The organism is Brevibacterium otitidis (genome assembly GCF_042429315.1).
GTDB classification, from domain to species: Bacteria; Actinomycetota; Actinomycetes; order Actinomycetales; family Brevibacteriaceae; genus Brevibacterium; species Brevibacterium otitidis.
Map to the genome: position 1 here is coordinate 1 of NZ_JBHMAU010000054.1, position 21,444 is coordinate 21,444.

General features: G+C 66.4%; 15 protein-coding genes and 2 pseudogenes. 7 read left to right on the top strand and 10 right to left on the bottom strand.

Annotated elements, in window-relative coordinates:
• Positions 1 to 151: 151 nt before the first annotated feature.
• The 6 genes and pseudogenes from ACFFN1_RS08690 to ACFFN1_RS08715 all read right to left on the bottom strand — a co-directional run bounded on the left by ACFFN1_RS08690 (position 152) and on the right by ACFFN1_RS08715 (position 6,362).
• Positions 152 to 1,354 (bottom strand): MFS transporter, encoded by a 1,203-nt coding sequence (locus tag ACFFN1_RS08690; protein ID WP_376840291.1) that lies wholly within the window; start codon positions 1,352 to 1,354, stop codon positions 152 to 154.
• A 344-nt stretch (positions 1,355 to 1,698) separates the two neighbouring features.
• Positions 1,699 to 1,995: pseudogene (locus tag ACFFN1_RS08695) on the bottom strand (transposase); the annotation flags it as partial.
• Positions 1,996 to 2,009: 14 nt separating this feature from the next.
• Complete coding sequence (locus ACFFN1_RS08700; RefSeq protein WP_376840293.1) at positions 2,010 to 3,338, bottom strand: ISL3 family transposase; 1,329 nt, start codon at positions 3,336 to 3,338, stop codon at positions 2,010 to 2,012.
• A gap of 117 nt (positions 3,339 to 3,455) precedes the next feature.
• Positions 3,456 to 3,937, bottom strand: a pseudogene (locus tag ACFFN1_RS08705) (transposase); the annotation flags it as partial.
• A 16-nt stretch (positions 3,938 to 3,953) separates the two neighbouring features.
• The gene (locus ACFFN1_RS08710) at positions 3,954 to 5,771 is read right to left on the bottom strand and encodes an ABC-F family ATP-binding cassette domain-containing protein (RefSeq protein WP_376840295.1); all 1,818 of its coding nucleotides are present in this window, start codon (positions 5,769 to 5,771) and stop codon (positions 3,954 to 3,956) included.
• A gap of 54 nt (positions 5,772 to 5,825) precedes the next feature.
• Positions 5,826 to 6,362, bottom strand: coding sequence for a MarR family winged helix-turn-helix transcriptional regulator (locus tag ACFFN1_RS08715; protein ID WP_376840296.1), 537 nt, complete (start codon positions 6,360 to 6,362; stop codon positions 5,826 to 5,828).
• Between the two features lie 401 nt (positions 6,363 to 6,763).
• Here ACFFN1_RS08715 and ACFFN1_RS08720 point away from each other — a divergent pair, with 401 nt between their 5' ends.
• From ACFFN1_RS08720 to deoC, 7 genes are all read left to right on the top strand, one after another.
• Positions 6,764 to 7,843, top strand: coding sequence for a BMP family lipoprotein (locus tag ACFFN1_RS08720; protein WP_376840330.1), 1,080 nt, complete (start codon positions 6,764 to 6,766; stop codon positions 7,841 to 7,843).
• A gap of 103 nt (positions 7,844 to 7,946) precedes the next feature.
• Positions 7,947 to 9,518 (top strand): ABC transporter ATP-binding protein, encoded by a 1,572-nt coding sequence (locus tag ACFFN1_RS08725; RefSeq protein ID WP_376840297.1) that lies wholly within the window; start codon positions 7,947 to 7,949, stop codon positions 9,516 to 9,518.
• Entirely contained in the window at positions 9,518 to 10,825 is a 1,308-nt protein-coding gene (locus ACFFN1_RS08730) for an ABC transporter permease (RefSeq protein ID WP_376840299.1), read from the top strand. The genes ACFFN1_RS08725 and ACFFN1_RS08730 overlap by 1 nt, the downstream gene beginning before the upstream one ends.
• Positions 10,822 to 12,120, top strand: coding sequence for an ABC transporter permease (locus ACFFN1_RS08735; RefSeq protein WP_376840300.1), 1,299 nt, complete (start codon positions 10,822 to 10,824; stop codon positions 12,118 to 12,120). The genes ACFFN1_RS08730 and ACFFN1_RS08735 overlap by 4 nt, the downstream gene beginning before the upstream one ends.
• Positions 12,121 to 12,202: 82 nt before the next feature.
• Positions 12,203 to 12,625 carry a cytidine deaminase gene (locus tag ACFFN1_RS08740; RefSeq protein WP_376840301.1) on the top strand — a complete coding sequence of 141 codons (423 nt, stop codon included), beginning with the start codon at positions 12,203 to 12,205 and terminating at the stop codon, positions 12,623 to 12,625.
• Complete coding sequence (locus tag ACFFN1_RS08745) at positions 12,622 to 13,941, top strand: thymidine phosphorylase (RefSeq protein WP_376840302.1); 1,320 nt, start codon at positions 12,622 to 12,624, stop codon at positions 13,939 to 13,941. The genes ACFFN1_RS08740 and ACFFN1_RS08745 overlap by 4 nt, the downstream gene beginning before the upstream one ends.
• A 65-nt stretch (positions 13,942 to 14,006) precedes the next feature.
• Positions 14,007 to 14,684 (top strand): deoxyribose-phosphate aldolase, encoded by a 678-nt coding sequence (gene deoC, locus ACFFN1_RS08750; RefSeq protein ID WP_376840303.1) that lies wholly within the window; start codon positions 14,007 to 14,009, stop codon positions 14,682 to 14,684.
• A 125-nt stretch (positions 14,685 to 14,809) separates the two neighbouring features.
• Here deoC and ACFFN1_RS08755 read toward each other — a convergent pair whose 3' ends face one another.
• The 4 genes from ACFFN1_RS08755 to ACFFN1_RS08770 form a co-directional block, all read right to left on the bottom strand.
• Positions 14,810 to 16,360: a hypothetical protein gene (locus tag ACFFN1_RS08755; RefSeq protein ID WP_376840304.1), complete on the bottom strand. Its 1,551-nt coding sequence runs from the start codon at positions 16,358 to 16,360 to the stop codon at positions 14,810 to 14,812.
• Complete coding sequence (locus ACFFN1_RS08760) at positions 16,357 to 18,405, bottom strand: LPXTG cell wall anchor domain-containing protein (protein ID WP_376840305.1); 2,049 nt, start codon at positions 18,403 to 18,405, stop codon at positions 16,357 to 16,359. Before ACFFN1_RS08760 ends, ACFFN1_RS08755 begins: the two co-directional genes overlap by 4 nt.
• Positions 18,406 to 18,652: 247 nt before the next feature.
• On the bottom strand, positions 18,653 to 20,554 hold the full coding sequence (locus tag ACFFN1_RS08765; protein WP_376840306.1) for a phospho-sugar mutase: 1,902 nt from the start codon (positions 20,552 to 20,554) through the stop codon (positions 18,653 to 18,655).
• Positions 20,554 to 21,387 carry a purine-nucleoside phosphorylase gene (locus tag ACFFN1_RS08770; protein ID WP_376840308.1) on the bottom strand — a complete coding sequence of 278 codons (834 nt, stop codon included), beginning with the start codon at positions 21,385 to 21,387 and terminating at the stop codon, positions 20,554 to 20,556. The genes ACFFN1_RS08765 and ACFFN1_RS08770 overlap by 1 nt, the downstream gene beginning before the upstream one ends.
• Positions 21,388 to 21,444: the final 57 nt, after the last annotated feature.

Sequence of the window (21,444 nt, forward strand, 5' to 3'; positions counted from 1 at the left end):
TTGGCCGGGAATGTTGACTTACAACATCACCATTTTCCCAGTTCAGGAGGGGCATTTCCATTCCACACGCGGCTCGATCCGGCTACTTACATCGGTGGATCAAGGTTTAGGGCCGAAACGGCGCTCACACCTGAACATGAAGAACTCGAGGTTAGTCCTTGAGTGCTTGGGCCAGCGCCCTTCTGGTCGCTCGCGCCCCAGGCGAGATCGACCAGCCCAAGATTGCGGCCGCCAGTGCGCACAACAACGATCCCGCGACTAGAAAGATGTTGCGGGCCGAGGAGACCTCGGCGAAGGCGGACCCCAGAGCCATGCCGAGTGGACCGAGTACGATCGACGTGGAGTAGAACACTACGTTCACTCGTCCGAGGTACCTGTTGTCGATGAGTTTCTGACGTAGCGTCGTCGACGTGATCGCCCACAGCATGAGTGGCAGGCCCTGTAAGCCAAAAATCAGAGCGCTTACCCAGATGTTGGGAGAAAAATAGATGAGAACGAACGCGGCGCCGTAAATGGGCGTGCTGGCGACAAGCACGCCGACTCGAGCCTTCGCAGTTCTGGCCAATGGTGCCAGCGAGGCTCCCACGAGGGAACCGATTGATGTCGTCGCGAGTATCCATGAGTATGCGGTGTCTGACGCGCCGATTTCTACCGTCACATAGTAGGCGAGTGGTCCCTCAGGCATCCAACCGATGAGATTCCAGCCAGCGGTCAAACATAGCAGCGCCACGAGAAGTGGGTTCTTGCGAATGATAATAAGCCCGGCCAGTACTTTCTTCCGCCATCGATCGGAATCGTCGGTGTCGCCTGGTTGGTAGTCGACCGGTTTGGGTGTCGCAGCGAGGAACGGGAGCAGTGTGAGGGACGCTCCGACCAGCAGTGCGGAGTTGAACAGCAGGGGGAGGTTCGCGTTCAGGGTGAACAGTGATGCGCCGAGAACAGGGCCGACGACTCCGTTCGCGAAGGTCTGCACGAAGGAGATGACCGAGTTGTATTTGTGAAGCGCAGAGCCACTGACGACTTGTGGAATCGCGGCACCAACACTCGTCTCGAATAGCGGTTCTACTCCGCCGAGAACAAGTGAGAGCACAATCAAGTGCCAGAGTTCTACGTCCGTCGCGAAGAGCCATGCCAGAGACGCAGCAATCAAAGCAATTACTCGGATAACGTTCGCCATGATCGCGACAGCAAATCGATTGTGATAGTCAACAACCACACCTATGGGCCCAGCCAAGAGCATCGCAGGTACCACTCGCGCGATAACCACGATTCCCGCGCTGATGGCACTATTGTCCGCCAATAGCGCGAGAAGTGGTATCGCCGCCAACTGTACGCCGTCGCCGAGATTTGACAACGTTGACGCTGTTACCAAAGCCTTCGGGGCCGACTTCGATGTACTATTGATGCGCTATCTCCAAACGGTTCCAAATTTGGCCAAACTGACTAGATTTTAGGCTACCACTGCCGATGAGGTTTCGCGTTGATGCTTCGTCCCATTCGTGAAACCGGCCTTGATTGAGCAAGCACTAGCCTTGATTTTTCATGGGTGGGCTGTCGAGTATGATTCCGGCCCCGTTGCCGTGGGTTGTCGTTGATTCTTGCATCCGGGGATGACACGAGGCCGTGTGCGCCACGGTTTCGCGGGGCCTCCCGATCCCAGTTTCTTTCTTCATTGCTCGGACACGGTCACCACCAGGCTCAGCCCGGTGCCGGTCCCGGCAGCGCCCGCAACCTGTTCAATCCAGTCAGAATCGCTGACGCCCAGGTCGCGGTGGCCTTCATGTGCACGATGACCCGTCGGCTGGAGCGCGCGATCGTCGCCGGTACCGAGTAGATGTGCATCCGTAGCTTCTTCGGCTCCCACCTGCGGATCTCATGGGATGGGAATGCCAACAACGATTTCCACGCATCGATCTCCCCGGCCAGAGCAACAACAGCTCACCAGATCCGGTTCTGGTCGAATCCCTTCAACGGGAGATTGCGCAGCCCGGAATCCGGCTCTTCCGGTTTTAGAGTGCGTTGACCCGGTTCGATAGTTGCCCGGAGTGGAGAAGACAGCGCAGGACGTAATGCTCGAAGTTCCTGAACCCCAACCCGATACCGCGCAGGTGCTCGAGGCGTCCGTTGATCGCTTCGACCGGCCCGTTCGACGCGCGACCACGATCGAAGAACGCCAGCACCTGAGCCCGTTTCCGCCACAGCGTCCGCCCCAACTGAGCAAGCTCCTCCAGCCCTTCAGGTAGGCCTCTGCGCAACTGGTTGATCACTGCCTGCATGAGCTTCTTGCCGGTCTTCCGATCGGGATGCTCGTACGCGTCGATGACGTCTTGGTAGACGAGGTACGTCACTTCCAACGCGACGTGGTCATCGTGCTCGGCCCACAACCGCTCCAGCCGGTCCCTACCCTTCTTGTTCAGCAGGGACCTGCGTGTCAGCAGGGTCCGGCGTCCTTGATAGAGGAGGTCTGTCTTCCGGCCGCGGTGTCCATGGATCTGCTGCTGGAGCCGTTGTCTGCAGGCAGTGAGTTTCTGCCCTGCGAGTTGGACGACGTGGAACGGGTCCATCACCGGCACCGCGTCCGGCAGCGCATTCGTGGTCGCGGTGTGGTAGCCGGCGAACCCGTCCATCGTGACGGCCTCGACCCTGTCACGGAACGCTTGGGAGCGTTCCTGCAGCCACGTGGTCACGACCTTCGCGGAACGGCCTGCCTTCACGTCCAGTAGCCGTGCTCGACCGGTCCCGTCGATGAGCGGGGTCAGGTCGACGAAGATCGTTGCGAAGGAATCTTCTCCTTGTCCGCGCACGTGTTTCCAGCAGTGCTCATCGATGCCGAGCACCCGGACCCCGACCAGATGGTCCGGGTGCGTGTAGACGAGGGACTGTGCGGCAGTGGTGGCCAGCTGGTTGACGAGGTCCCAGCCGAGTCCGAGTGCCCTGCTGATAGCAGAGATGCTCATCTGGTCCTGGATGAGCCGTTTCAGGATCCAGGTCGTAGCGCGTTTCGTGGTCTTCGCCCCGGGTTCGGCCGCTTCGAGCTGGTGCTGAAAGATCGTGCGCGGGCACTGGGCGTGGACACACTGGTAGCGGGGCAGACGTACGTGCAGGCGGGTCGGGTGGCCGGTGATCGGGACATCCGTCAGCCGGCGGATCACGTGGTCACGCAGCCGGCCTTCAGCACCGCACTCGGGGCAGTACCCGAGAGGTTCGCGTGGTGAGGCTTCGATGACAGTGATGTCATCATCGGTGATGTGAGCGCCGGTGATGTGGATGCCGAGCTCGAGTGTGCGGCAGATGACATCAGCGACGGGACACGGCGCGGCAGAAACGGTAGATTGCACGACAGGGCCTTGGGTGAGAGACGAGTTGAGGAACTTCTATCTTCACCCAAAGCCCGCCCCTCATTCATCACCAACACCTGGCAGTCAGAGACCGCGTCACGCACTCTGAAACCGGAAGAGCCCGGAATCCTTGGCGATGCGGATCCTATCCTCACACCGGGCCCACGACCGGTGCCGGACTTCCAGATCCGCCAACTGCCCACCGGTGGTGTTCGTCGCGAACGCGGTCAGCCGGTACCCGTCAACATCCTCAAACCGCAACTGGGCACCCGGATGAGGACGCTCCCGGCGAACGATGACGCACATCCCGTCGGGCAGCATCCACCCCACCGAGTAGGACAGGCGCCGCTTCGTGAGGAATTCCAGGAAGTCGTGGGTGCCTCTTGCGGTGTCGTTGCGGATGAGAATACCCCTTACCCGGCCGCGGGCTGGCCGCCGGGCAGCTGGGTGAGAACCTGTTTGATCAGGTCAATGTGATCGGCAGCGGTGTTGGATACGGCGTTGCCGGGGCGCAGGGCTTCGGCGACTGGTTCACCGCACCCGGCCTGTCCGTGGTCGATGAAGGCCAGCAGCGGGTGGAACCCGAAGGTCTTTTTGTAGCATCGACGACGGGGATTACTCGGCTTCTTCCGAAAGTTCGAGCCACCTCGTTTCCAACTCATCCGATTCCTGACGCAGAATGGTGATCTCCTCGGTGAGCTTCCGCAGACCCTCGAAGTCGCTCTGGTCGTGGTCTGCCATACGGTCATGGATCTTGCTGATCTGGCCGCTAATCTTCTCCACCCGGCGTTCGATCGATGCGATCTCTTTGCGTGCCGCCCGGAGTTCTGCTCCGGACAGCCGAGATGAATCGGCGTTCGCATCAAGAGCGGCGCCATCGGAACCAGAGCCAGATGCACCGGATCCGCCGTCACGGGACCCGGCCTGCGCCTGGGCGGCCCGGAGCTCGAGGTACTCCTCGACCCCGCCGGGCACATGGCGCAGCCCGTGGTCGAGGATCGCGTACTGCTGGTCGGTCACGCGTTCGAGCAGGTAGCGGTCGTGGGAGACGACGAGCAGGGTGCCCGGCCACGAATCGAGGAGGTCCTCCATCGCGGCGAGCATGTCGACGTCGAGGTCGTTGGTCGGCTCGTCGAGGATCATGACGTTCGGCTCATCGAGCAGCACGAGCAGCAGCTGCAGGCGCCGGCGCTGCCCGCCGGAGAGATCCCCGACCCGGGCCGAGAGATGCGCATTCGAGAACCCGAGGCGCTCGAGCAGCTGCGCGGGCGTGAGCTCCTTGCCGTCGACGACGACCGAGGTCTTCTGCCGGGCGAGCACCTCGCGCACCCGCTCGCCTTCGATCTCGGCCAGCTGCGAGAACTGCTGATCGAGCACGGCGAGCCTGACGGTCTTGCCGCGCTTGACGCGCCCGGCGCCCGGTGTGATCGTGCCGGCGATGAGTCCCAGCAGCGTCGACTTGCCCGCCCCGTTCGCGCCGAGGATCCCGGTCCGCTCACCGGGGCCGATCCGCCACGTGACATCGCCCAGGATCTCGCGCTCGCCGAAGGACACCGAGGCGTCCTCGACATCGATGACGTCCTTGCCCAGCCGGGCGGTTGCCAGGCGGGTGAGCTCGATCGGATTGCGCACCGGCGGCACATCGGCGATGAGCGCATTGGCCGCATCGATGCGGAACTTCGGCTTCGACGTCCGTGCCGGCGCCCCGCGGCGCAGCCAGGCGAGCTCCTTGCGCATGAGATTCTGCCGCTTCGCCTCGGCTACGGCAGCCTGCCGGTCGCGTTCGACGCGCTGGAGGACGTAGGCGGCGTACCCGCCTTCGAACGGCTCGACGATCCCGTCGTGGACCTCCCATGTCGTCGTGCACACCTCGTCGAGGAACCACCGGTCGTGGGTGATGACGAGCAGCGCCCCGGACCCGGCCGTCCAGCGCCGCTTGAGGTGCTCGGCCAGCCACGCGATGCCCTCGACGTCGAGGTGGTTGGTCGGCTCGTCGAGGGCGAGGATGTCCCAGTCGCCCACCAGCAGCTTCGCCAGCGCCACCCGGCGGCGCTGCCCGCCGGAGAGCTCACCGACCGTCGCCTGGAAGTCGATGTCGCCGGTCAACCCGGCGAGCACATCGCGGATCCTCGGGTCGGAGGCCCACTCGTGCTCGGCGGCCTCACCGACGATGGAGGTCTGCACCGTCGCCGAGGTGTCGAGATCGTCGGTCTGGTCGAGGACTCCCAGCCGGGTGCCGCCGCGGCGGGTGACCCGCCCGGCATCGGGGGCGATGGTGCCGGCGAGCATGCCCATGAGGCTGGACTTGCCGTCGCCGTTGCGGCCGACGATGCCGATCCGGTCACCGGCGTTGATGCCGAGGGTGACGGAGTCGAAGACTGTGCGGGTCGGGTATTCGAGTGCGATCGCTTCCGCGCCGAGTAGATGTGCCACGGCCCCATGGTACGTGTGCGCCGCTTTCCGTCCGGCGCAGCAGGCGGTGCCGACTTACGGCGACAGTGCTTTCGCAGTGTCACTGCCGGCAGCGCAGCCGATCCGTGCGGTGCCGAGCGCTTCGAGGAGCTCGCGGAGTGCTGACAGAGCAGGGCCCGGATACGCCGCGAGGGCATCCGCATAGGCGCGGGTGAGCAGCCGGTGATGTCTCTGCAACAGGGCATCGGCCGCCTCGGTCGGCAGCAGTGTGGTGCGCCGCCGGTCGGATGCCTGCCGCTGCCGGACGATGAATCCGGCTGCAGCCAGCCGCTCAGCGATCGACGTCAGCGTCGAGGCGGACACATCGAGCTGAAGGCAGATCTCCTGCGGCTGGGCCGGCCGGTCGTCGGCCGCGGCCACGGCGATGAGCTGCAGAACATGGAAGTCCGTCACGCTCAACCGCTCGCTGCGCAGGAACCGGGCGGTCGCCGAGCGCAGGCCGAGGAGTTGGCGCTGGTTCGCCCGCACGATCGATTCGATGGCCGAGATTCTTCGCGCCGTCTCCCCGGACAGGGGAGGGGTCGGGCGCCGGGTGCGGCGTGAAGCGGTCATCTGCGGGCCTTTCGAACAGGCAGCCGGGGCTGCGCAGCGAGGTGACCGGAACTCGTCCATCCGGCACATTCCTATCCAGGCACATTAGCCCCGCCGCAACGCCGCGGACAGGCCAGAACAGGGGTTATGGCAGGATTGCGCGACTGGTGTTCCAGGGCTGACACAGCCGGGTGCTGGCGCGCGCCGCCGCCGGCCCATACCAGGTGCAGATTACGGCTGCGCAACGTCTGCATGGCGACATCTCCGAAACGTCAAAAATGTGCAAAAATGTCTCAAGATAGGTGCAGACTGTTCTCATGGAACAGCCAGGTTCACTTCGGCTGACCGGTCGTTTCAGCTGACAGGGTCCACTGTATGGCACATCACTCGAGACGGGGAGACATCCTGTGAAGAAATCGATCATGGTTCCGGCCACCGCCCTGGCAGCTGCCTCAGCGCTGCTGCTCTCAGCCTGTGGCGAAGCACCGGAGGAGTCGTCCGGTGCCGGCGGCGAAGGCAGCGACTTCAAGGCATGCATGGTCTCCGACTCCGGCGGCTGGGACGACAAGTCCTTCAACCAGTCCGGCCGTGAGGGTCTCAATCAGGCCAAGGAAGAGTTCAAGATCGACGAGGCGCTGGCCGAGTCCTCTGACGATTCCGACTTCGCGCCGAACGTCGACAATATGGTCCAGCAGGGCTGCGACCTGACCTTCGGCGTCGGCTACCTCCTCGAAGACGCACTGCAGGAGGCCGCCGAGGCGAACACCGATATGAACTTCGCCCTCATCGACTCCACCTTCGCCGACGCCGACGGCAACGCCGTCACGCTCGACAACGCCAAGCCGCTCGTCTTCAACACCGCTGAGGCCTCCTACCTGGCGGGCTACCTGGCAGCCGGCATGAGCGAGTCGGGCAAGGTCGCCACCTTCGGCGGCATGCAGATCCCGTCCGTCTCGATCTTCATGGACGGCTTCGCCGACGGCGTCGACAAGTACAACGAGGACAAGGACGCAGACGTCGAGCTCCTCGGCTGGGACAAGGAGAAGCAGGAAGGCTCCTTCTCCGGCAACTTCGAAGACCAGGGCCAGGGCCAGGCGCTGACCGAGCAGTTCATCTCGCAGGGCGCGGACATCATCATGCCGGTCGCCGGTCCGGTCGGTCTCGGTGCCGCCTCGGCTGCGGCGGAAGCCGATGGCACGAGCGTCATCTGGGTCGACTCCGACGGCTACGAGTCCGCTGCTGAGTACAAGGACATCATGCTCACCTCGGTGATGAAGGAGATCTCCACCGCGGTCTTCGACACCGTCGGCGCTGCCAAGGACGGCAACTGGGACTCCACCGCCTACATCGGCACCCTGGAGAACGGCGGCGTCGGACTGGCTCCGTACCACGACTTCGAAGACAAGGTCGACGACGGCCTCAAGACTGAGGTCGAGGATCTCAAGCAGCAGATCATCGACGGTGAGATCACCGTCGAGTCGCCGTCAGCACCGCAGCAGTAAGTTCCTTCCCAGGCTCGAGGCGGTGCTCGCCTGACCGCGTGCGCGCGCCAGCGCACACGCATAGGTGAGCACCGCCTCGGCTGCGGAATAAAGGAGAGTCCACGTGAAACTCGAGCTCCGCGGGATCACCAAGGTCTTCGGATCCCTCGTCGCCAACGATGACATCAACCTCGTCATCGAACCCGGTGAGATCCATGCCCTGCTCGGTGAGAACGGCGCCGGCAAGTCGACGCTCATGAACGTCCTCTACGGCCTCTACGCCCCAGACGGCGGCCAGATCCTCATCGACGGCGCACCGCGCACCTTCTCCGGGCCCGGCGATGCGGTGGCTGCCGGCATCGGCATGGTGCACCAGCACTTCATGCTCGTGCCGGTGTTCACGGTGGCCGAATCCGTCGCCCTCGGCTATGAGCCGACGAAGGGCCTCGGGCTGCTCGACCTCGAACAGGCGCGTGAGAAGGTCCGCGAGATCTCCGCCCGCTTCGGCTTCGACATCGACCCCGATGCGGTCATCGAGGACCTGCCGGTCGGTGCCCAGCAGCGCGTCGAGATCATCAAGGCGCTCTCCCGCGACGCCGAGGTGCTCATCCTCGATGAGCCGACCGCGGTGCTCACTCCGCAGGAGACCGACGAGCTCATCGAGATCATGCGCCAGCTCAAGGCTGAGGGCACCTCGATCGTGTTCATCACCCACAAGCTTCGCGAAGTGCGCGCTGTCGCCGACCACATCACCGTCATCCGCCGCGGCGCGGTCGTCGGCGAAGCTGAGCCGACCTCCTCCGAGCAGGAGCTCGCGAGCCTGATGGTCGGCCGCGATGTCAAGCTCTCGACGGAGAAGAAGCCCGCCGAACCGGGTGAGGAGTCCTTCGTCGTCGAAGACCTCACCGTGCTGTCGAAGAACGGCACCGTCACCGTCGACAACATCTCCTTCTCTGTGGCCCGCGGCGAGATCTTCGTCATCGCCGGGGTGCAGGGCAACGGCCAGACCGAAGTCGCCGAGACGATCATCGGACTCACCGAGCCGCACGCCGGCTCCATCACGCTCGACGGGAAGTCGCTGCTGGGACGCTCCGTGAAGAAGCGGCTCGGCGCCGGCATCGGCTTCGTCCCGGAGGACCGCTCGACCGACGGCGTCATCGCCGGCTTCTCCATCCGCGAGAACATGATCCTCGACCTGTACGACCGGGAGCCCTACGCCAAGGGCCTGGCGATGCGCCCGGACGTCATCCGCGAGAAGGCGCTGGAGAAGGTCGAGGAGTTCGACATCCGGCTCACCTCGATCCACGATCCGATCTCCACGCTCTCCGGCGGCAACGCCCAGAAGGTCGTGCTCTCCCGCGAGCTCGGCCGCGAACTCCGGCTGCTCATCGCCAGCCAGCCGACCCGCGGCCTCGACGTCGGCTCGATCGAGTTCGTGCACAAGCGCATCATCGCCGAACGTGATGCCGGCACCCCGTGCATCATCGTCTCGACCGAACTCGATGAGGCCCTCAACCTCGCCGACCGGATCGCGGTCATGTACCGCGGCACGATCATCGGCATCGTCCCCGGCGACACCCCGCGCGATGTGCTCGGCCTCATGATGGCAGGCGTTCCTGCCGATGAAGCCCTGGCCCGCTACCGCGACGGCTCGGGAGCCACCGCCGTGTCTGCCGCAGCGAAGGAGGACATCTGATGACGGACCAGCCCACTCCCGCAGCCACCGGCACGGAGAGCGCAGGCAGCGCCGGCGCAGCTGGTGCTGCAGGCGGCGCCAGCAAGCCGAGCGGCGAGCCCCACCGCACCGGCACCAACGGCAGCGGCACCAACGGCAGCGGCGGCACCCAGCACACGGTGATCCGGAGGATCCTGTCCTCATCAGCGATGGTCTCGGTGCTCTCCGTCGTCGTCGCGCTCCTCTTCGGCGGTGTCCTCATCGCCGCCGCCGACCGCAATGTGCAGGCCACCCTCGGCTACTTCTTCGCCCGCCCGAGCGACTTCTTCATCGTCTCCTTCCGCACCGTCAGCGAGGCCTACATCGCGCTCTTCCGCGGCGCCGTCATCGACTGGCAGGCCGCCAGCTTCGTGCGTGCGATCCGCCCGCTGACCGAGACGATGGTGAACGCCACCCCGCTCATCCTCGCCGGCCTCGGCATCGCCTTGGCGTTCCGCTCCGGCCTGTTCAACATCGGTGCGCAGGGCCAGCTCATCCTCGGCGCGATCTTCGGCGGCTTCTTCGGCTACGCGATCGGCCTGCCGCCGGTACTGCACTTCCTCTTCGCCCTCGTCATGGGTGCTGTCGCCGGTGCCGTCTGGGGCGGCATCGCCGGCTTCCTCAAGGCCCGCACCGGCGCCAATGAGGTCATCGTCACGATCATGCTGAATATGATCGCCGGCTATCTGCTGGCCTATCTGCTCAAGCAGGGCTGGTTCAAGCAGACCTCATCCGCCAATCCGGCGACCCGCACCGTCGACGACTCAGCGATGTTGCCGCAGCTGCTGCCGGATCCCTTCCGCCTGCACTTCGGCTTCATCGTCGCGCTGCTGGCCGTGGCCTTCGTCTGGTGGCTGCTGGAGCGCTCCACCCTCGGCTTCGAATTCCGCGCCGTCGGCGAGAACCCGAACGCCGCCCGCACCGCCGGCATCTCCGTCGGCCGGGTCACCCTGCTCGTCATGGTCATCGCCGGCGCCCTGTCGGGACTCGCCGGCGCCTCGCTCATCCTCGGCACCGAGGCCAAGCTCACCGGCGGCATCGCCGGCACGCTCGGCTTCGACGCCATCACCGTGGCCCTGCTCGGCCGGTCCCGGCCGCTGGGCACCCTGCTCGCCGGTCTGCTGTTCGGTGCTTTCCGCGCCGGCGGCTACCTTATGCAGTCCCAGACCGGCACCCCGATCGACATCGTCCTCGTCGTCCAGTCGGTCATCGTGCTGCTCATCGCCGCACCTCCGCTGGTGCGCACGATCTTCCGCCTGCCGGCACCCCTTGCAAAGGAGGCGCGATGAACGCCAAGAAGGCTACCGCGGCTGCTGAGAGCCTCGACCACGCCGCAGCCGACGTCCGGGCGCCGATCGCCTGGAAGTTCCCGATCATCTTCGGCATCCTCGCCGTGCTCGCGCTGCTGTTCTTCGGCCTGCTGGCCGCCGCCGGCAAGCGCACGACGTTCGCCTTCGCCTCCTCGGGTGACTTCTTCGCTATCCCCGAGGTGACGGTCCCGACGAAGCTCACCGGCATCGTCCTCGGCGTGGTCCTGCTGGCATTGGCCGCCTACGCCGCCTTCGAGGCGGCGAACCGGCACCGCATCCCCGCCTGGGTGATGGTGTCCTTCGGCATCGTCTTTGTCCTCAGCTTCCTCAACTGGGCCGGCGGGGACACCGGCCGCATCCCGATCACCGCGCTGTTGGCCGGCTCGCTGGCTCTGTCGGTGCCGCTGATCTTCGGCTCGATGTGCGGTCTCGTCGGTGAGCGCTCGGGCATCATCAACATCGCCATCGAGGGCCAGCTGCTCGCCGGCGCTTTCCTCGCCGCCGTCGTCGCCTCGCTGTTCTCCAGCCCGTACGCCGGTCTCGTCGCAGCCCCGGTCGCCGGTGCGCTCGTCGCGGTGGTGCTGACGTTCTTCGCGGTGCGCTACTGGGTCGACCAGATCATCATCGGCGTGGTGCTCAATGTGCTCGTCATCGGCGTCACGAGCTTCCTGTTCTCCACTGTGCTGACCGCCAACGCCGAGAAGTGGAACTCACGTCAGCAGCTGCCGAACCTGCCGATCCCGCTGCTGTCGGACATCCCGGTGCTCGGCGATGTGCTGTTCAACCAGAACATCCTCGTCTACCTCATGTACGTCACGGTGATCCTGCTGCAGATCTTCGTCTTCCGCTCCCGCTGGGGCCTGCGGATGCGCGCGATCGGTGAGCATCCGAAGGCCGCTGACACCGTCGGCATCAACGTCAACCTCAACCGGGTGGCCAACACGATCTTCGCCGGTGCGATCGCCGGCCTCGGCGGTGCCTTCTTCACGATCGGCTCCGGCCTGGCCTTCGGCAAGGAGATGTCGGCCGGACAGGGCTACATTGCCCTGGCCGCGATGATCCTCGGCAAATGGAATCCTGTCGGCGCGCTGGCAGCAGCACTGCTGTTCGGCTTCTCGAAGAACCTCGGCAACACGCTCTCGGCCATCGGCACCCCGGTGCCCAGCGAGCTGCTGCTCATGCTGCCCTACATCGTCACGATCCTCGCGGTGGCCGGATTCGTCGGCCGTGTCCGCCCGCCGGCTGCTGAGGGCAAGCCGTACTCCAAGCAGTAGCCCCGCACGCCCAGCGGCCGCCCCGCACGCCCAGCAGCAGGCTGGCCAGCAGCCGAGGGACCGGACAGGAAGGAGAGCGCACATGCGCGAGTTTGACGCCGAGGTGTGGCAGCAGCTGCATGACGCCGCGACTGAGGCGATGGAGCGTGCCTACGCACCGTACTCCGGCTACCCGGTCGGTGCCGCCGCACTCGTCGACGACGGCCGGACCGTCACCGGCTGCAATGTCGAGAACGCCTCCTACGGCCTCGGCCTGTGCGCCGAATGCGGACTCGTTAGCGAACTCGCCCGCACCGGCGGGGGACGGCTGGTCGCATTTGCCTGCGTCGACGCCAACCGTGACAAGCTGGTGCCATGCGGCCGCTGCCGCCAGCTGCTCTTCGAGTTCGGCGGACCCGACCTCGTCCTCGACATGCCCTCAGGCACGCGGCCGCTGGCAGAGGTCCTGCCCGAGGCGTTCGGCCCGGACCACCTCGACACCACCTCGCGAAAGGACTCCCCATGACCGCTGAGACCACCACGGAAGCCTTCGACGCCGTCGACATCATCCGCACCAAACGCGACGGCGGCACCCTGAACGATGACCAGATCGCCTGGATCATCGACGCCTACACCCGCGGCGTCGTCGCCGATGAGCAGATGTCGGCCCTGGCGATGGCGATCTTCCTGCGCGGCATGAGCGATGCGGAGACCGCCCGCTGGACGCAGGCGATGATCGACTCCGGCGAGCGGATGAGCTTCGACTCGCTGTCCAAGCCCACCGTCGACAAGCACTCCACCGGCGGTGTCGGGGACAAGATCACCCTGCCGCTGGCACCGCTCGTCGCCGTGTTCGATGTCGCTGTCCCGCAGCTGTCCGGCCGCGGCCTCGGCCACACCGGCGGCACCCTCGACAAACTCGAATCGATCCCCGGCTGGCAGGCCGATATGAGCAACGAGACGCTGCTGGCCCAGCTTGAGGACCTCGGCGCCGTCATCTGCGCCGCCGGCTCCGGCCTCGCTCCGGCGGACAAAAAGCTCTACGCGCTGCGCGACATCACCGCCACCGTCGACTGTCTGCCGCTCATCGCCTCGTCGATCATGTCGAAGAAGATCGCCGAGGGCACCTCCGCCCTCGTCCTCGACGTCAAGGTCGGCTCCGGTGCGTTCATGAAGGATGAAGCCTCCGCCCGCGCACTCGCCGAGACGATGGTCCGCCTCGGCGCCGCAGCCGGCGTCGACTGCACCGCCCTGCTGACCGATATGTCGACCCCGCTCGGCCGCGCGGTCGGCAATGCGCTCGAAGTCCGCGAATCCGTCGAGGTGCTCGCCGGCGGCGGGCCCGCCGATGTCGTCGACCTCACCGTCGCACTGGCTGAGGAGATGCTGCGCATGGTAGGCAGACCCGATGCCGATGTCCGCGCAGCCCTGGCCGATGGCCGCGCGATGGACAAGTGGAACCAGATGATCCGCGCTCAGGGCGGAGATCCGGAGGCCGCGCTGCCGCAGGCTGCCGAGACCGAGGTGGTGCGCGCGGAGTCTGCCGGCGTGCTCACCGGTCTCGATGCCCTGTCCGTCGGTGTTGCCTCCTGGCGCCTGGGCGCCGGACGTGCCAAACAGGGCGATGAGCTCTCACTTGGAGCCGGCATCGAACTGCACGCCAAGCCCGGTGAGGCCGTCACTGCCGGCCAGCCGCTCATGACCCTGCACGCCGACAACCCGGCCCTCTTCGCCCGCGCCCAGGAAGCACTGGCCGAGGCGGTCGAGATCACCCCGGCGGCCGAGGGCGCCGACGCCGAGGCGGCTGCCGGTTCGATCGTCCTCGACCGGATCACCGCCTGAGCCTGAGCTCCAACCCGAACCACCCCTGACATCCGTTCCGAGACCCCGAACCTGAAGGAGATGCGATGACCGCACGCACCGACGTCGCCCGCATGATCGATCACACCCTGCTCAAGCCGCAGAGCACCGCCGAGGATGTCGCGGCCCTCGTCGCCGAAGCCCAGGAGCTCGGTGTGCTCGCCGTGTGCGTGTCACCGAATATGCTGCCGCTGATGAATACCGGCGACCTCGTTGTCGCCACCGTCTGCGGCTTCCCCTCCGGTGCCCACCACGCTGAGGTCAAGGCCGCCGAGGCAGCGCTGTCGGTCCGCCAGGGCGCGGCCGAGGTCGACATGGTCATCAACCTCGGTCTCGCACTCGCCGGCGACTTCAAGGGAGTCGAAGCTGAGATCCGCGAAGTCGTCAGCGCCTGCGCCGAATCGAGCCGTGCGACCGGCACTGAGGCGATCGTCAAGGTCATCATCGAATCCGCGGCACTGAACGACGAGCAGATCGTCGCCGCCTGCAGGGCCGCCGAGGCCGCAGGCGCCCACTTCGTCAAGACCTCCACCGGTTTCCACCCAGCCGGCGGCGCATCCGCGCACGCAGTGAAGCTCATGCGCGAGACCGTCGGCGACCGCCTCGGCGTCAAGGCCTCCGGCGGCATCCGTGATGCTGAGGCCGCCCAGCAGATGATCGACGCTGGTGCCTCCCGCCTCGGACTCTCCGGCTCGGCTGCCGTGCTCGCCGGCTTCGAGAGCTGATCGCCGGGACTGATCGCAGGCACTGGGTCTGCAGACACAGTGCCTGCGATCAGAACCTCTGAACGACGGCGGTGGGCTGGCCCACCGCCGTCGGGGACACACACCGCTAGCGCGGTGTGCGCATCTCAGTTCGGTGCGTGCACCCCTGAACCAGGCGGACCATAATCGGTGTTGAACCCGAAGGCGCGGCGCTCGAGCTCCGGCAGCGAGGTGTTCGAAGTCGTCGAGATGTACTGCCGGATCGATCCGGTGAACTCCTTCGTCGAACTGTTGCCACCGTAGGCGTCCGTGTAGACGTATGCGGAACCACCTCTGTTGTCGACGCGGGTGTTCTGAACATAGACATCACGCTGAGCGCCGTTGAACGGTGACGCCGGGTCTGTCTGTGCCAGCGGCCTTGACATCGTCGACCACGGCCAGCCGACGGTCCTCTCTCCGAACAGCTGTGCTGTCGCCCGCGGGGCAGCTCCGTCGGCGAAGCGAGAAGGGTTGCGCACCCCGAACCACGGGTCGAAGCGCGCAATCGTCTTGCCTGCCGGGTCGGTGATGGTCGTATCCGACTCCCACAGCTCATACAGACCCCACACATCGCTCGTTTCTCTCGGTCCTTTGAGAACCTGCCTGCTGACGCACTTCCGATCTGGGATCCGCCGGGCCCCGGTTGCCGCGCCGGGCAGATCGGAACCGCCGGTAGCGACCTTCTCATTAGCGCATGTGCGGTGGTACTCATTCGGCCGGCCGTACGGAGTGATCGTCGTCACCACCACTTCGGTCCCGTCTGAGCACCGCGCGGCATAGAACAGCTCATGCGCGTTGTTGCTCAGCGCATCCTTCGAATGTGTGCCCTGATGTGTCTTCATGAGGTAGTCGCAGACGATCGCCTTGCCCGAGGCGTCGGTTGCGTAGCCTTTGCGGTCGGCGCGCACCAAGGTGACGTTGTTGCGGACGATGACCTTGTGCCCGTAGTGGTCCTCATGGCGGTGCGGAACTGTGCCGGTTTCCTCAGCGGCGACGGCCGAGACCTCGTTTGCGTAGCCGAACGGAATGCCGGTTGCTTCGCCGCCGAGCTTCTCCACAGCCCAGTCGTAGATGTCGGATGTGCGCGGATCGTCTCCGTGTTCATGACCGAACGTGCACTCCTTGCCGGTCGCAGGATCCGTGACCTTTGTCGGATGCCAGGAGTCATAGCGCTTGCCGTCTGGGCCGACGACCGTGTACGCATCGTGCAGCTCCGCCGGGCAGGTGTCGTGCTCCGAGGGCTCCCAGCCGAAGGTCTTCCGCTCGCCGTCGCCGTGCCCGTCCCCATGGCCGTCACCGTCGCCGTGCCCGTCGCCGTGACTGTCACCATCAGCATGACTGTCGCCGTGCCCGTCGCCGTGACTGTCACCATCAGCATGACTGTCGCCGTGCCCGCCGCTATGCCCCTCACGGAGTCCATCGCTGTGCCGGTCTTTGGGTGAACTGCCTCGTTTCAGCTCCGGCGCGTCACCGGCACCCTCAGCATCGTCTGCATGCTTGCCGCCGGTGTCTGCTCCCCGGGTCGGCTGCGGCGACGTCTGCTCAGTCGCAGCGGAATGCGCAGGCTCGCTGCCAGAGACTGCGATACCAGAGCTGGCCACGAGAAGTGCTGTCAGAGCTGCAGCTCCGAGGGCCGCCTTCCGTCGAATGTGCTTCACTTCCTCCTCCTTCGGTACAGCGCCAGTGCCGCGCTGCCAACGCCGATGAGCAATGCTCCTGCTGCAAGCGCGCCGGCGATCTGTGCGCCGGTGCGCGGCAGGTCGCCCCTCTGACCGTCGGCGTCTCGGTCGTCCGGGCTCCTGCTATCGTCCTCACCGCCGTCGCGGGACCCGCCGTTGTCCGTCGGGTCATCGTCAGAGCCGCCGTCATCGATATCACCGTCATCGTCTGGCTGCTGTGTCGGCTCCTCCGTCGGTGCGGGTGAGTCTGTCGGCTCTCCAGTCGGGGTGTCTGTCGGCTCTCCAGTCGGGGTGTCGGTCGGTCCCTGCGTGGGGGTGCCGGTCGGTCCCTGCGTGGGGGTGCCGGTCGGGGTGTCGGTCGGTCCCTGCGTGGGGGTGTTGGTCGGGGAGTCGGTTGGCTCTCCAGTCGGGGAGTCGGTCGGCTCTCCAGTCGGGGAGTCGGTCGGCTCTCCAGTCGGGGAGTCGGTCGGTCCCTGCGTGGGGGTGTTGGTCGGGGAGTCGGTCGGCTCCGGTTCAGGGCTGCGCGGTCCCTGCGGCGGCAGATCCGCCACCCGGACAGTCCCGATGCCGCCGATCGCATCACCACCAGCCACCAGCTGATGCCCACCACGGCCGTTCATGCCAGCGATGACACCGACTCCGCGACCCAGGCGCTCTTTCGCATTCGCGCCCTGCAGCGTCACGATGTGGTCTGCGGCAATCGCATCAGCCGATACGACTGGTGCTGTCAGCGCACGCGAGTCAATGGCCCACGCTCGGCTGGCTGCGAAGTCACCGACCACGAGCGTGCCGGAGTGGTTCGAGTGCTGTGGAGCCAGAGCAGAGACGGCGTAGCCGAAGTTCCCGGCCTCTGCGCCACCAGCGATCCACCAACCTCGATCCTCCTTGCCGGTGTAGACGGCTCTGCCGTCCACCGCCTCGGGATCGGTGCGGACGGTGTCAGTCGAAGCCGAGCCGCGCACCAGCACCGCCGCGCCACCGCGAGGACCCGTCTGCGGGTTCGACACACCATCGGCGCCGAGCAGCACATCGTCCTTTCCGTCGTTGTCGATGTCGCCGGCGGCCGCGACGGAGATGCCGAGGCGGTCGCGTCCCCTTTCAGGGCCGTTGATCGTGAAGCCTGCGAAGTCCTCGCCCAGCTTCACCTGCCCCGTCACGTCGCCAAAGACAACCCAGGCCATGCCGTGGGCGGAGTTCGCGTACCCCTCAGGGGCAGCGACGTATCCGCCGAGCACGAGGTCGGGCTTGCCGTCCCCGTTGACATCCCCGGCCGGTGTGAGAGTCGACACCCCCTGTGCCGGCGTCCCCTCGATGGTGGCGATGACGCGCTCAGAGTCGGGGATCGTGACCGTGGCGATGTCGGCGCTGCCGGCCACGATCGTCGCCAGCCCGGACCGCTGGCTGCGAGTCAGCGAGATGACGCCGATATCGTCCTTGCCGTCGCCGTTGAGGTCGGAAACGCCGGTGGCGAAGAAGCCGGTGCGGTCGTCTTCGTCGCTGGCGATGATGAACCCGCGGTCGCCGAGGTGGTCGAGCAGCACGTGCTCAGGCTCACGCCTGCCGAAGACGACGAAGACCCGGGACTCGGTGAACTGGGTGACGACGATGTCATCGATATCGTCACCGTTGACGTCTCCGGCGCAGCCGACACTGAAGCCGGTCAGCCCGCTGTCGGTGACAGGACCTTCGATGCGGATGACACCGGTGGTCGGGTCATCGAGCTGCCCGGGCTCCGCGCCGCTGGGAATGATGTAGGCGACACCGGAGGAGTCCCCTCCGAGGCGGTCCCACATCCAGGCGCTCGTGACGATATCGTCCCGGCTGTCGCCGGTGAAGTCACACGATTGCTGGGATACGGCAGACCCGGTGGCCGCGCCCGAGGCGCCGGTCCAGGTGAGGACATCATCGGCGGGTGCCGCTGCCGCAGGGGAGGCGGTTGCGGCCCACATGCCGGAGCCAGCCAGCACGAGCGCGACCGCGAAGGCCGCCGCGATGCGCCAGCGGTGAGGAGAGGGGCTGATCATGAGCTGCTTCCTGTCGGTGCCTGCACGCGGGGACAGGCAACAGGCTGCACCCACACCACTGCCAGGCAATGTTGAGGTATTACACAATGAGGTTAGCGTTGCCTAAATGCGAAGCGATGCTGATGTGAGCAGTCTCACTCGGGAGAGGGAGCCCGGCTGTGGGGCAGCAAGAGCCAGCAAAGAGCCAGCACACCGGCGGAGGGAGCCATGCTCACGCGTGTGCTGAATGGCTACGCGCGCAATCGGCTCACAGCCGGAAATACAGCTGCAGGTCTGCCCTCATCTGTTCCAGCCGCGCACGAGCTGTCTCGATCTCTGCGAACGTCCCGACCGCTTCGAGATAGCACTTGAGCTTCGGCTCGGTGCCTGATGGACGGATGATGACCCGGTCGCCGGCGGCACTCAGCAGCATGATCCCGTCCGTCGGCGGCAGCTGCGGTGATCCCTCAGCCAGGTCGATCACCTCGGTGACGTCATGGCCTGCCAGCTGCTCAGGCGCTGCCGCTCGCAGCCGGGCCATCGCCTCTCCGATGAGCGAGGTGTCCGTCAGCCGGAACGTCAGCGGCCGGGTGACGAATGCCCCGTCACGCCTGCGGACGCGTTCGAGCTCGTCGTCCACGCTGCGGCCCCGCTGAGCCAGTGCCGAGACGAGCGAGGCGAACACGACACCGGCTGAGATGCCGTCCTTGTCGCGCACCATCTGCGGATCGACGCAGTAGCCAAGCGCTTCCTCGTAGCCGAAGGCCACACCGGGGACCCGGGAGATCCACTTGAAGCCGGTGAGCGTGGCCGCATGCTCCAGCCCATGGGCTCTTGCCGCAGCAGCGAGTGCGCGCGAGGACACGATCGAATTGGCCAGCACGGCGCGGTGTTCCGGAGTCTGCGCAGCGCTCGCTTCAAAGCGAGCGGCGATGTGCTCACCGAGCAGCAGACCCACCTCGTCACCGGTCAGCTGCCGCCAGCCGCCGGCGCCTCCAGCCGCACCGACAGCAGCACGTCCAGCAGCGCCAGCCGAACCGCCTGCTGCAGCGCCGGGGTCAGCACCTGCAGCCGGGCGCACCGGAATCGCTGCTGACATGCGGTCGGCGTCCGGGTCGTTGGCGATGATGAGATCGGCACCGACCTCATCAGCCAGCGCGATCGCGGCATCGAGGGCGCCGTCCTCCTCGGGATTGGGGAAGGTTACCGTCGGGAAGTCCGGGTCCGGCTGCTCCTGCGCGGCCACCGCATGGACATCATCGAAACCGGCGCGCTGAAGTGCCGCGCGCATCGTCGCCCCGCCGACTCCGTGCAGGCTCGTGATGACGATCCGCAGCGGTGCCGTGCGCACCGCACCCAGCTGCTGGCCGAGCGCATCGATCGAGGAGAGATAGTCCTCCACGATCTGCTCATTGACCGTTTCCCAGCCGGACTCGGCCCGCGGGGTGTCAGCGACCGTGGCGATCCCGGCGATATGGGCGGCGATGAGGTCATCGAAAGGCGGGACGATCTGCGCACCGGCCCCCGCCTCGGCGGCGGCAGCAGCCTGAGCATCACCCTGTCGCTCCAGGACCACCTGGAGGGGGCGGGCGCCGAGGTAGACCTTGTACCCGTTGTCCTGCGGCGGATTGTGGCTGGCGGTCACCATGACCCCGGCATCGGCATCGAGGTGCCCGAGGGCGAAGGCGAGCACGGGTGTTGGCAGCTGCTCCGGCAGCAGCAGTGCCTGTCCGCCGGCAGCTGTGACGACGGCGGCGGTGTCGCGGGCGAAATCGGCTGAGCCGTAGCGGGCATCGCAGCCGATGACGACCCGGAACCCCTCACCGAGGGTCTCGCGCAGGAACCCAGCGAGCCCTGCAGCTGCGCGAATGACGACCGCCCGGTTCATCCGGTTCGGCCCGCCCCCGAGCGCCCCGCGCAGACCGGCGGTGCCGAAGGTCAGGGGAGCGGCGAACCGGTCCTCAAGCTCGGCGACCGCGGCGGGGTCGCCCGCTGCGCCGTCCGACCCGATGGCGGCCTCCAGCAGTGAGGTCAGCTCCGTGCGGGTCTGCTCATCGGGGTCATCGGCGATCCAAGACCTGACGATTTCTGCGTCGAAGCCCTCAGTGAACACCGTTGGCGCGGGTGGCTGCGGGGGCTCGGTGGGCTGCGGAGGCTGGGCGGTGCTCATCAGTCCTCCTGGGCGATCGCGCCAACGATCTCGGCGAGGAGCCGCGAGATCCGCGGGCCGGCGGCCCTGCCAGCGGCGATGACCTCGGAGTGGTCGAGCGGCTCGGCGCTGACCCCAGCGGCGAGGTTGGTGACAAGCGAGATGCCAAGGATCTCAAGCCCGGCTTCACGGGCGGCGATCGCCTCGAGAGCGGTCGACATGCCGACGAGGTCGGCGCCGAGCACACCGGCCATCCTCACCTCAGCCGGGGTCTCATAGTGGGGCCCGCGGAACTGGGCGTACACGCCCTCGGGCAGGTCACTGTCGATCGAGCGGGCGAGCTCACGCAGCCGCGAGGAGTACAGGTCGGTCAGGTCGACGAACGTCGCGCCCTCCAGCGGGGAGGCGGCGGTGAGGTTGATGTGATCGGAGATGAGCACCGGGGTGCCGGGGCCCCATTCCTCGCGCAGCCCGCCGCAGCCGTTGGTGAGCACGAGCGTCTGGCAGCCGGCGGCAGCTGCGGCGCGCACACCGTGGGCGACAGCACGCACGCCGCGGTCTTCGTAGAAGTGGGTGCGGGCTCCGAGCACGAGCGCATGCTTGGCCTCAGCGCCGGTGCCGATGCGCAGGGTGCGCAGAGTGCCGCCGTGACCGGCGACGACAGGGGGGTGGAAGCCGGGCACCTCGGCGGCCGGCACCTCGGAGATGGTCTCACCGATGAGCTCGGCGGCCTCACCCCAGCCCGAGCCCAGGACGAGGGCGATGTCGTGGTGGTCGATGCCGGCAGCGTCGTTGAGGACGGTGGCTGCCTGCTTGGCGGCGGCGGTAGGATCGCTGATGTGTGAGTTGCTCATAACCTGAGATTATCAGCGGCGATCCGCGCACGCCGGAATCGAGGAAAGGAACGCGCC